The 12,116-nt window shown below is 69.9% G+C and carries 9 protein-coding genes; all 9 read left to right on the top strand.

What is annotated here, in order from left to right:
- Positions 1-2 precede the first annotated feature (2 nt).
- The 9 genes from kdpA to kdpF all read left to right on the top strand — a co-directional run bounded on the left by kdpA (position 3) and on the right by kdpF (position 12,114).
- Positions 3-1,667, top strand: a complete 1,665-nt coding sequence (gene kdpA, locus SLAV_RS05495; RefSeq protein WP_030229834.1) for a potassium-transporting ATPase subunit KdpA — start codon at positions 3-5, stop codon at positions 1,665-1,667.
- On the top strand, positions 1,664-3,769 hold the full coding sequence (kdpB, locus tag SLAV_RS05500; RefSeq protein ID WP_030229835.1) for a potassium-transporting ATPase subunit KdpB: 2,106 nt from the start codon (positions 1,664-1,666) through the stop codon (positions 3,767-3,769). The genes kdpA and kdpB overlap by 4 nt, the downstream gene beginning before the upstream one ends.
- 3 nt (positions 3,770-3,772) lie before the next feature.
- Positions 3,773-4,450 carry a potassium-transporting ATPase subunit C gene (locus SLAV_RS05505; RefSeq protein WP_030229836.1) on the top strand — a complete coding sequence of 226 codons (678 nt, stop codon included), beginning with the start codon at positions 3,773-3,775 and terminating at the stop codon, positions 4,448-4,450.
- Between the two features lie 125 nt (positions 4,451-4,575).
- Positions 4,576-5,265, top strand: coding sequence for a response regulator (locus SLAV_RS05510; RefSeq protein ID WP_030229837.1), 690 nt, complete (start codon positions 4,576-4,578; stop codon positions 5,263-5,265).
- A gap of 55 nt (positions 5,266-5,320) precedes the next feature.
- Positions 5,321-7,867, top strand: a complete 2,547-nt coding sequence (locus tag SLAV_RS05515; RefSeq protein WP_030229838.1) for a DUF4118 domain-containing protein — start codon at positions 5,321-5,323, stop codon at positions 7,865-7,867.
- A gap of 711 nt (positions 7,868-8,578) precedes the next feature.
- Complete coding sequence (locus tag SLAV_RS05520; RefSeq protein ID WP_030229839.1) at positions 8,579-9,385, top strand: SDR family NAD(P)-dependent oxidoreductase; 807 nt, start codon at positions 8,579-8,581, stop codon at positions 9,383-9,385.
- A gap of 247 nt (positions 9,386-9,632) precedes the next feature.
- Positions 9,633-10,475: a hypothetical protein gene (locus tag SLAV_RS05525; RefSeq protein WP_030229840.1), complete on the top strand. Its 843-nt coding sequence runs from the start codon at positions 9,633-9,635 to the stop codon at positions 10,473-10,475.
- A 407-nt stretch (positions 10,476-10,882) separates the two neighbouring features.
- A complete protein-coding gene (locus SLAV_RS05530) occupies positions 10,883-11,698 on the top strand; it encodes a GNAT family N-acetyltransferase (protein WP_051840868.1) in 816 nt (271 codons plus the stop codon).
- Positions 11,699-12,024: 326 nt separating this feature from the next.
- Complete coding sequence (kdpF, locus tag SLAV_RS05540; RefSeq protein ID WP_100660792.1) at positions 12,025-12,114, top strand: K(+)-transporting ATPase subunit F; 90 nt, start codon at positions 12,025-12,027, stop codon at positions 12,112-12,114.
- The last annotated feature ends 2 nt before the right edge of the window (positions 12,115-12,116 follow it).

Genomic DNA, 12,116 nt, shown 5'->3' on the forward strand with positions numbered 1-12,116 from the left:
CCATGAGTCCCGTAACCGCTGGTGTGCTCCAGCTCCTCGCACTGACCGCCGCACTCGCGCTGGCCTACCGCCCCCTGGGCGACTACATGGCCAAGGTCTACTCCTCCGAGAAGCACTACCGCCCGGAGAAGTGGATCTACAAAGCCATCGGCGCCAACCCGTCGGCCGAGATGCGCTGGCCCGCCTACCTGCGCGGCGTCCTCGCCTTCTCCGCCATGAGCGTCCTCTTCCTCTACCTGCTCCAGCGGCTGCAGGGCGTCCTGCCCGGCTCGCTCGGCTTCGCCTCCATCGACCCGGACCAGGCCTTCAACACCGCCGCCTCCTTCGTGGCGAACACCAACTGGCAGTCGTACGCCGGTGAGCAGGCCATGGGCCACGTCGTGCAGACCGGCGGCCTGGCCGTGCAGAACTTCGTCTCCGCGGCGGTCGGCATGGCCGTTGCGGTGGCCCTGGTACGCGGCTTCGCGCGCTCCCGTACCGGCGAACTCGGCAACTTCTGGGCCGACCTGGTCCGCGGTACCGTCCGGATCCTGCTGCCGATCTCGGTGATCGGCGCGATCGTGCTGGTCGCCTGCGGTGCCATCCAGAACTTCGCCGGCATCCACGAGGTCGGCCAGTTCCTCGGCGGCACCCAGCAGTGGAACGGCGGGGCCGTGGCCTCGCAGGAGGTCATCAAGGAGCTCGGCACGAACGGCGGCGGCTACTTCAACGCCAACTCCGCCCACCCCTTCGAGAACCCCACCCCGTTCTCGAACCTCTTCGAGATCTTCCTGATCCTGATCATCCCGTTCGCGATGACCCGCACCTTCGGCCGCATGGTCGGAAGCCTGCGCCAGGGCTACGCGATCCTCGCCACCATGGCCGTCATCTGGCTCGGCTTCACCGCACTGATGATGTGGACCGAATTCGCCCACCACGGCCCGGCCTTCGACATCACCGGCGGCGCCATGGAGGGCAAGGAGACCCGCTTCGGCATCGGCGGCTCCGCGATCTTCTCCGTCGCGACCACGCTGACCTCGACGGGTGCGGTCAACTCCTTCCACTCCTCCTTCACCGGTCTCGGCGGAGGCATCCAGCTCCTGGGCATGCAGCTCGGCGAGATCGCGCCCGGCGGTGTCGGTTCCGGTCTCTACGGCATGCTGATCATGGCGATCATCGCCGTGTTCATCGCCGGCCTGATGGTCGGCCGCACCCCCGAATACCTCGGCAAGAAGATCGGCACCCGCGAGATCAAACTCGCCGCCTGCTACATCCTCATCACCCCCGCCCTGGTGCTGTGCTTCACCGCCGCGGCTATGGCCCTGCCCACCCCGCCCCACTCCATGCTCAACCCCGGCGCCCACGGATTCTCCGAAGTCCTCTACGCCTACACCTCGGGCGCGAACAACAACGGCTCCGCCTTCGCGGGCCTGAACGCCGACACCCAGTGGTTCAACTCGACGATCGGCATCGCCATGCTGCTCGGCCGGTTCCTGCCCATGGTGTTCGTCCTCGCGCTGGCCGGCTCGCTCGCCGAGCAGAAGCCCGTTCCCGAGACGGCGGGAACCCTGCGCACCGACAAGCCCCTCTACGCCGGCCTCCTCGTCGGCACGATCGTCATCATCACCGGTCTGACCTACTTCCCGGCCCTGGCACTGGGTCCGCTCGCCGAAGGGCTCGCATCATGAGCACCGCCACACCCACCAGGGCTCCGCACCAGGACGCACCCACCGGCCACAAGCCGGAAGCCGGACGCGTGGGCGGAGGGCTGTTCGATCCGAAGCAGCTGCTGAGGTCCTTCCCGGACGCCGTGCGCAAGCTCGACCCCCGCGTCATGATCAAGTCGCCGGTCATGTTCGTGGTCCTGATCGGCTCGGTCGTCACCACCGTGCTGGCCCTGAAGGACCCGACGGACTGGTTCGGCTGGGCGATCACCGCCTGGCTGTGGCTGACGACCATCTTCGCCAACCTGGCGGAAGCCGTCGCCGAGGGCCGCGGCAAGGCCCAGGCCGACACCCTGCGCAAGGCCAAGACCGATTCCGTCGCCCGCCGCCTGGCCCAGGACGGCAAGAGCGAAGAGCAGGTGCCGGGCACCGACCTGCGCATCGGCGACCTCGTCGTCTGCGAGGCCGGTGACATCATCCCCGGCGACGGTGACGTCGTCGAAGGCGTCGCCTCCGTCGACGAATCCGCCATCACGGGCGAGTCCGCGCCGGTGATCCGGGAGTCGGGCGGCGACCGCAGCGCGGTCACCGGCGGCACCAAGGTCCTCTCCGACCGGATCGTCATCAAGATCACCACCAAGCCCGGCGAGACCTTCATCGACCGCATGATCGCCCTGGTCGAGGGCGCCGCCCGGCAGAAGACGCCCAACGAGATCGCGCTCAACATCCTGCTCGCCTCGTTGACGATCGTCTTCCTGCTCGCCGTCGTCACCCTCCAGCCCTTCGCGATCTACGCGGGCGCCGAGCAGTCCATGATCATCCTCGCTGCGCTCCTGGTCTGCCTGATCCCGACCACCATCGGCGCGCTGCTCTCCGCGATCGGCATCGCGGGCATGGACCGGCTCGTCCAGCGCAACGTCCTCGCGATGAGCGGACGTGCCGTGGAAGCCGCCGGTGACGTCTCCACGCTGCTGCTCGACAAGACCGGCACCATCACCCTCGGCAACCGCCAGGCCTCCGAGTTCGTCCCCGTCAAGGGCACCACCGAAGCCGAACTGGCCGACGCCGCCCAGCTGTCCTCCCTCGCCGACGAAACCCCCGAGGGCCGCTCCATCGTCGTCCTGGCCAAGGAGAAGTACGGGCTGCGCGAGCGGCACCAGGGCGAGCTGTCGAACGCCGAGTGGATCGTCTTCACCGCCCAGACCCGTATGTCGGGCGTGGACGTCGACGGCCGCAAGGTCCGCAAGGGTGCGACCGGATCGGTCATCGCCTGGGTGAACGAGCGCGGTGGCTCCGTCGCGGACGACGCCCAGGTGCTCACCGACACGATCTCGCAGGCCGGCGGCACCCCGCTGCTCGTCGCCGTCGAGGACGAGCAGGGCCCGCGGGTCCTGGGTGTCATCCACCTCAAGGACGTCGTCAAGGAGGGCATGCGCGAGCGGTTCGACGAGCTGCGCCGCATGGGCATCAAGACCGTCATGATCACCGGCGACAACCCGCTGACCGCCAAGGCCATCGCCGAAGAAGCCGGTGTCGACGACTTCCTCGCCGAGGCCACCCCCGAGGACAAGATGGCCCTCATCAAACGGGAACAGGCGGGCGGAAAGCTGGTCGCGATGACCGGCGACGGCACCAACGACGCCCCGGCCCTCGCCCAGGCCGACGTCGGCGTCGCGATGAACACCGGCACCTCGGCCGCCAAGGAAGCCGGGAACATGGTGGACCTGGACTCCAACCCCACCAAACTCATCGAGATCGTCGAGATCGGCAAACAGCTCCTGATCACGCGCGGTGCCCTGACCACGTTCTCCATCGCCAACGACGTCGCCAAGTACTTCGCGATCATCCCCGCCATGTTCGCCGTGGTCTACCCGGGCCTCGACAAGCTCAACATCATGGGCCTGTCCTCGCCCGAATCCGCGATCCTCTCCGCCGTCATCTTCAACGCGCTGATCATCATCGCCCTCGTCCCGCTCGCCCTCAAGGGCGTGCAGTACAAGCCGACCAGCGCCGACAAGATGCTCCGCCGCAACCTCGGCATCTACGGACTCGGCGGCCTCGTCGCCCCGTTCGTCGGAATCAAGATCATCGACATGCTCATCTCCCTCATCCCCGGAATCGGCTGAGCCATGAACAACTCCGTAGGAAACACAGCACGTCTGCTCGGTGCGGGCCTCAGGGCCCTGCTCGTCCTGACGGTCGTCTGCGGCGTGCTCTACCCGCTCGCCGTCACCGGGATCGCCCAGGCCCTGTTCAACGACAAGGCCAACGGCTCCGAAATCAAGGACAAGACCGGCCAGGTCGTCGGCTCCTCCCTCATCGGGCAGAGGTACGACCTCCCCAAGCAGAACCCCGACGACGCCACGGAAGCGGCGAAGCCGGACCCCAAGTGGTTCCAGCCGCGCCCCTCCAACGGCCTCGGCTCCAACAGCGTCAACACCCAGTACTCGCTGATCCTCTCCGGCGCCACCAACAAGGCCGCCGACAACCCGGACCTCGTCAAACTGGTCACGGACGCCAAGGCAGCCGTCGTCGCGGACAACTCCACGGCGACGTACAAGGTCAAGCCCTCGGACGTGCCGGCCGACGCCGTCACCTCCTCCGGCTCCGGCCTCGACCCCAACATCTCCCCCGCCTACGCCGCACTGCAGATCCACCGGGTCGCCGAACAGAACAAGCTCGACGTCAAGCAGGTCGACAAGCTCGTCGCCGACCACACCACCGGCCGCACCCTCGGATTCATGGGCGAACCCCGCGTCAACGTGCTCGAACTGAACACCGCCCTCAAGGCACTGACCGAGAGCTGATGTTCCACATCGCACGGCCCGGGGGCCGGCGGGGCGCGGAACTCCCCCCAGCTAACGCTGGGAGGGGCCCCCGGCGTCCCGTCGGCCCCTTACCGTGCCCGTAACGAAGGGAAGGCTGCACACCGATGACCCGGGTGCTGGTGGTGGAGGACGACCCTCAGCTCGTCCGCGCACTCAAGATCAACCTCCAGGCGCGCAAGTTCGACGTCGAGGAGGCCTCCGACGGCGGCTCGGCCCTGCGGCTCGCGGCCGCCCGCAAGCCGGACGTCATAGTGCTGGACCTCGGCCTCCCGGACATGGACGGCATCGAAGTCATCAAGAGCGTTCGCGGCTGGAGCCGGGTCCCCATCCTGGTCCTCTCGGCGCGTCACACCTCGGAGGACAAGATCCGGGCGCTGGACGCCGGAGCGGACGACTACGTGACGAAGCCCTTCAGCATGGACGAGCTCCTGGCCCGCCTGCGGGCGGCCGCCCGCAGGCAGGAGCCGACCACCGCCTCCCAGGCCGACAAGGTCGCCGTCGTCACGACCGACGAGTTCACCGTCGACCTGATCGCGAAGAAGGTCCACCGGGGCGACCGCACGGTACGGCTGACCCCGACCGAGTGGCACCTGCTGGAAATCCTCATCACCCACCCGGGCCGGCTGATCACCCAGAGCAGGCTGCTGCTCGAAGTCTGGGGCCCCACCTACGGCGAGAACACCAACTACCTGCGCGTCTACATGGCCCAGCTCCGGCGCAAGCTCGAAGCCGACCCCTCGCACCCCCGGTACCTGATCACCGAACCGGGCATGGGCTACCGCTTCGAACCCTGACCACCCACCCGCCCACCCGCCCACCCGATCGTCACCAGAGAAGAAGAGCCTGAACATGGGACGCGGCAAGCTCCGCATCTACCTCGGCGCGGCACCGGGCGTCGGCAAGACGTACGCGATGCTCTCCGAGGCCCACCGCCGCGTCGAGCGGGGCACCGACTGCGTCGTGGGCTTCGTCGAGCACCACAGCCGCCCGCGGACCGAGGTCATGCTGCACGGGCTCGAACTCATCCAGCGGCGCGAGATCGAGTACCGCGGCTCCACGTTCACCGAAATGGACGTGGACGCCGTCCTCGCCCGCCGCCCCGCCGTGGCTCTGGTGGACGAGCTCGCGCACACCAACGTGCCGGGCTCGCGCAACGCCAAGCGCTGGCAGGACGTGGAGGAACTGCTCCAGGCCGGCATCGACGTCGTCTCGACCGTCAACATCCAGCATCTCGAATCACTGGGTGACGTGGTCGAGACGATCACCGGCGTCCGCCAGCGGGAGACGGTCCCGGACGAGGTCGCGCGCCGCGCCGACCAGATCGAGCTCGTCGACATGTCCCCGCAGGCGCTGCGCCGACGCATGGCGCACGGCAACGTCTACAAGCCCGACAAGGTCGACGCCGCCCTCTCCAACTACTTCCGCCCCGGGAACCTCACCGCGCTGCGCGAGCTGGCGCTGCTGTGGGTCGCCGACCGGGTGGACGAGTACCTCCAGGAGTACCGGGGCGAGCACAACATCCGCTCCACCTGGCAGGCTCGCGAGCGGATCGTCGTAGGTCTGACCGGCGGACCGGAGGGACGTACGCTCATCCGCCGTGCCGCCCGGCTCGCCGAGAAGGGTGCGGGCGGCGAGGTCCTGGCCGTCTACATCGCCGCCAGCGACGGCCTCACCTCCGCCTCCCCCAAGGAACTGGCCGTCCAGCGCACCCTGGTCGAGGACCTCGGCGGCACCTTCCACCACGTCATAGGCGACAACATCCCCGACGCGCTGCTGGAGTTCGCCCGCGGGTGCAACGCCACCCAGATCGTGCTGGGCGTCAGCCGCCGCCGCTCCTGGCAGTCCGTGTTCCGCCCCGGTGTCAGCGCCACCGTAGCCCGCGAATCGGGCCCGGACCTCGACGTCCACATCGTCACCCACGACGAGGCCGCCAAGGGCCGCCGCAGCCTGCCCGTCGCACGCGGCGCACGGCTCGGCCGCTCGCGCATCATCTGGGGCTGGCTCACCGGCATCGCCGGCCCCGCCCTGCTCACCGTGCTGTTGAGCCGGCTCGTCCCCGAGCTCGGTCTCGCGAACGACATGCTGCTCTTCCTCACGTTCACGGTGGCGGCGGCCCTGCTCGGCGGCCTGCTCCCCGCGCTCGCCTCGGCGGCGTTCGGGTCCCTGCTGCTGAACTACTACTTCACTCCGCCGCTGCACGAGTTCACGATCTCCGACCCGAAGAACATCGTCGCCATCGCGATCTTCGTCGGTGTCGCGGTGTCGGTGGCCTCGGTAGTGGACCTGGCCGCCCGACGCACGCACCAGGCCGCCCGCCTGCGCGCCGAATCCGAGATCCTCTCCTTCCTCGCCGGCAGCGTCCTGCGCGGTGAGAACTCCCTCGACGCGCTCCTAGAGCGGCTTCGCGAGACCTTCGCCATGCAGTCGGTCGTCCTCCTGGAACGCAGCAGCGAGGTGGACCCCTGGACGACGGCGGCGTCCGTCGGCACCGGTCCCGTCGGCCGACCCGAGGACGCGGATGTCGACCTCCCCATGGGCGACAACATGGCCCTCGCCCTCACGGGCCGGGTCCTGCCCGCCGAGGACCGCCGCGTCCTGGGCGCCTTCGCCGCCCAGGCAGCCGTCGTACTCGACCGCCAGCGCCTCGTCGACGAGGCGGAGAAGTCCCGCGAACTCGCCGAGGCCAATCGCATCCGCACCGCGCTCCTCGCCGCCGTCAGCCACGACCTGCGCACCCCGCTCGCCGGGATCAAGGCCTCCGTCACCTCCCTGCGCTCCGACGACGTCGAATGGTCCGAGGAGGACAAGGCCGAACTCCTCGAAGGCATCGAGGACGGAGCCGACCGCCTCGCCGCCCTGATCGGCAACCTCCTCGACATGTCCCGCCTCAACACCGGCACCGTCGTCCCGCTGATCCGCGAAACGGATCTCGACGAGGTCGTCCCCATGGCCCTGGGCGGCGTACCCGAGGACAGCGTCGCGCTCGACATCCCCGAGACCCTGCCGATGGTCGCCGTCGACCGGGGGCTGCTGGAGCGGGCCGTCGCCAACATCGTCGAGAACGCCGTCAAGTACAGTCCCGACGGCCAACCCGTCCACGTCTCCGCCAGCGCCCTCGCCAGCCGCGTCGAGCTGCGCGTCGTCGACCGCGGGCCCGGCGTCCCGGACGAGGCCAAGAACCGCATCTTCGAACCCTTCCAGCGCCACGGCGACGCCCCGCGCGGTGCCGGCGTGGGCCTCGGCCTGGCTGTGGCCCGCGGCTTCACCGAGGCCATCGGCGGCACCCTCACCGCCGAGGACACCCCGGGCGGGGGCCTCACCATGGTCATCACGCTCCCCATGGCAGGGGACGCCCCTGCGGTATCACCGGAGCTCCCGACGTCCGCGGTCACCTGACGACGGGGCGAGCGGCAGGGCGGCTCAAACCGACGATCGCGGGTCACCTCACGGCCCGCGATGGTCTCCGTACCGGTGCAGCGGGCCCGGCATTGCCCCGCGCAGGGGCCAACGACAGAAACACGCGAGCCGTCCGGCCCCGGTATCCCCCCACCGGAGAGCCGGACGGCTCATGTGTTGTGCGACGGGTGACCGACACACGGTCGCATCGCCCCGTACCCCCACGGTGGGACCATGCGCCCTCGGGCGGTGTTCAGGTCACCGCCCGTCGGCCGCGTGCCGCCGGTCCGTCGTCCGGCTCCGTCGCAACACCAGTCTGCTCCGGGCGGACGGCCCCGGCAGTACTCCTTGACGGGTTCCTTCCGCACGGAAGTCGATCTTTGATGCGGCTCTGACGAGAGGTCATCAGAAGGCCGTCAAGAAGCCTTCGAGCGCTTGCCTCCACGTCCCCGATGCGCTGGGATTGCGCCATGAACAGCGGTCCGCGCCATGACGATCGGCCACCGAATCGGGTGCAGCCGACGGCGCCCGCTGTCCGCCCGGCCCTCTGACGTCGGCCGCGCGTCCTCCCCGTACCTGCCGTCAGCCCCCTGAAGGGCGCTGACCGAAGCCGCGTACGCATCCTCACCTCCACCGCACGGACCGAGCCCACGCACAGCCTCGCGCTGGGGCGCCGGGCGCTTCGGCCATGCCCGTTTCCAGGAATCCCACATGTCTTCATCCCTGTCCGGCCGTACCGTCCTCGTCACCGGCGCCACCTCCGGCATCGGCTACGAGACCGCCCGCCGGCTCGCCGAGCGCGGCGCCACCGTCCTCCTCCACGGCCGTACGCCCGAGGAAGCCCACGCCGCCGCCGACCGGCTCGTGGCCACCGCCGGGGTGGACGGCGCCCGTCTCCGGCCGCTCGCCGCCGACTTCGTGCGCCTGGAGGAGGTCGAGAACCTCGCCCACGCCGTCGTACGGGAGCACCCGCGCCTGGACGTACTCGTCAACAACGCGGCCATCGCCGCACCCGAGCGCCACACACTCACCGCCGACGGCAACGAGATCTCCTTCCAGGTCAACTTCCTGGCGCACTACCTCCTCACCACCATGCTGGAGCCGGCCCTCACCAGCGACCCCGGTGGTCGCGTCGTCAACGTCTCCTCCGCCCTCCACCGCACGGGCGCCATCCAGTGGAACGACCCGCAGCGCGTGCGGCGTTACTCGCGCCTCGCCGCATACGCCCAGTCGCAGCTCGCGCTGACCGTCTTCGCCGCCGATCCGCGCGTCACCGCCGTCTCCGTCGACCCCGGTGTGTGCGAGACCGGTCTTCTCCCGCTGTACGGGCACGAGGGCGCGCCGGCCGCCGAGGGCGCGCAGCACGTCGTACGGCTCTGCGACCCGGCCACCGAGATCGTCAACGGCGCCTACTACGACCGCTCCGAGCGCGTCGCCCCGGCCCCCGCCGCCACCGAGGACCGCACCGTCAAGCGCCTCAACAAGCTCGCCGACCTCCTCGTCGGCCACATCGCCTGAAGGGATACACGGACATGTCCAAGCGCGCACGCAAGAAGAGGGCCCGCCGCAGGAAGGGCTCCAACCACGGCAGCAAACCCAACTGCTAGCCACCAGCCCAACCCGTGGGGCGGCCCTCCGACAGGTCCGCCCCACTTCCCGGCGACTCGACACGCTCATTCGCGCTCACCTGGACGTATGACGCGCGGTGCGGGCAGCCCGGTCACCGCTGAGGAACAAGATCTGGAGCCGGGCCTAGGATTTACCCGTGAGCACGGCAGACGACGACCGCATCGCCCTGGACCTCCTCGACGCCCATCTCGAAGACCTGTGGCGGGCAGCCGTCGAACTCCAGCGGGGAAACCGGGCCGTCGTCCCCGAAGCACCGCGCGAGCTGGGCGGGGCCGCTGCGGACGGTGCGGCCACGGAACTCCTGCGGTGGGGGTACGGAGAGCTGGCCGGCATTCCGCGCTCGCCGGCCGACGTGTTCGCCCGCAGCGTCGGCAGCACCCTCATGGAGGTGCGGCGGCGGCGCAGCCCCTGGAACGCGGCGGCCCTGCGCCTGCTGGAGGACCCGTACGTCTTCCTCGCCACCGGTCCGCGCCGGCACAAGGACTGGGCCGAGGACGTGCTCGCCCTGATGCACCGTGAGGTCCCGGACCCGCGCGGCTGGCTCCGGATCGACGGCGACCGGGCCGACCATGCCCGCTATGCCGTGCCGGCGTACCCCTTCGAGCCGCCGCCCGCCGCCGAGTTCCAGGACCGCCTGCACGAGCTGGAGCCGGCGGGGGCCGTCACCGCGCTCGCCGTCATGGCGGAGGAGTGGAACGAAGGCCGGCCCGTCCGGAACCGGCCGGAGCGCGATGCCCTGCTGGCCGACGCGCGGTTCCTGCTGGACCGCTACGGCCCGGACGCCCGGTTCTGGACGAACGCCCAGGACGCGGCCGCGGATCCCGCCCGGGACTTCGTCCAGGCCGGCCTCGAAGGGACGAGGGTCTACGGGTTCATCACAGGCGAGTACACCAACGGCCTCGACCTGTTCGACGAACTGGGCCTCATCGCCGTGTCCGACGAAGAGGTCGGGGTCTTCTGGTCCTTCGGCGCATACTGACACCGGCTCCCCTGCACCTGGACCCGTCCGGATCCCTCGCCCGTCACCCCCACGGGGGTGCCTGATGTTCTTTCGTCATCCACCACCAGCACCCGGGGCATCGACGCACCACTGATGTCGGGCACGGCTTGCTACGTGAACGCACCCGTCCGGGGCACGCCGGTATCAGAGCCGTGTCAAGGACTGGCCGACCTCCTTGAGGCACGCCTGGCCAGGCAGTTGGATGAGTGATGTGAACAGCGGTCTGCGCCACGACGACCGGCCACCACATACGGTGCGCCCGGCCTCGCACGCTGCTCACCTTCCGGTGCGCTGACGTACCGCTCCCGATCCGCGGCCGCCTGCCCCCGCCGTCAGGCACGCCCCCCTCCCCTACATCACAGCCCGCGCACCACAAGGGAGAGTTGATGATCGAAATCGCACCGCAGCGACTGCCCACCCTGAGCCGGTGGTTTCCCACCGGCTCTCCCGGCCTGGGGGCACTCGCCGAGCACGTGCTGACCACAGGCACCGGCTACTGGTGGGCCGATCGTCCCGACCGGCCCCGCGTCCTCGCCGTCAGCTGCGCGGACCACGTGCTGCTGCGCGGCGACCCCAGCGCGCTCACCCCGGACGCCCTGGCCCGGTTCGCGGACCGGTACGTCGAGGCGCCCGCACGCTGCTGGCCCGCCCTCGGCTCCGCGTTCGAGCGCGTGGTCCCCCGGGAACGGATGCTGTACGTCCACCAGGCTCAGGCATCGGTACGCCTCCCCCGTACGCCGCGTGGCGTGACGGTGCGGCGGCTGACACCCGAGGACGTTCCGGCACTGGCCGAGCTGCGCTCCGAGAGCGCCTGGATCCACGCCAGTTGGGGTGGCCCCTCCCGGCTGGCCACCTCGGGCCACGCCTGGGCCGCTTTCGCCAAGGGCCGGATCCTCTCCATCGCCTGCACCTACTTCCTCGGCAGCGCCTACGAGGACATCGCGGTCGTCACCGTGCCCGACCACCGCCGCGAACGTCTCGCACTGGCCTGCGTCGCCGGCTTGGCGGCCGATATCCAGGCACGCGGACGCACCGCGAGCTGGTGCTGCTCGCGCGACAACCGACCCAGCCGGCTGCTGGCCTGGACGGCCGGATTCCGGCTCACCCGCGAATACGTCCACCACGCCACGGGCCGCGCCCTGGCACGCGATGTCCGGCCAACGCCGATGCCGGCATCGGGCGTGGCCTCAGCCCTGGCCTGATGGCCGACTCGCCGGCGGGTGATGTCGCTGGTGTGGTGTTCGTTCGTCGTAGAGCCGCGAGGACCTGGACGCGGGCCGGCACCACGAGGAACAAGTCCGTACCGACGCCGCGCGTTCCGCCCCCACCCGAGTCGACGCGGACCGTGCGGTCACGCGACGCCGACCGGGCTTCCCGGCACACCGCCTTCACCCTGTCGATGTAACGGCCGTCAATACACCGTCAAAGTCCACCCCGGTGCCGTCAGGAGTGCATCAGGGACGTTTCGTTCACGACCTCGCCGGTGTTCGCTGGTGAGGTTGAGGGCGTCCGGAGGAGTCGGGTACGGGTGAGTACGGAGAATGTCGTCGGCATCGTCATCGCGGTCTGCCTGGTCGGGTATCTGATCCTGGCGTTCTTCTTTCCCGAGAAGTTCTGAGC

The organism is Streptomyces lavendulae subsp. lavendulae (assembly GCF_002803845.1).
Lineage (GTDB): Bacteria > Actinomycetota > Actinomycetes > Streptomycetales > Streptomycetaceae > Streptomyces > Streptomyces lavendulae.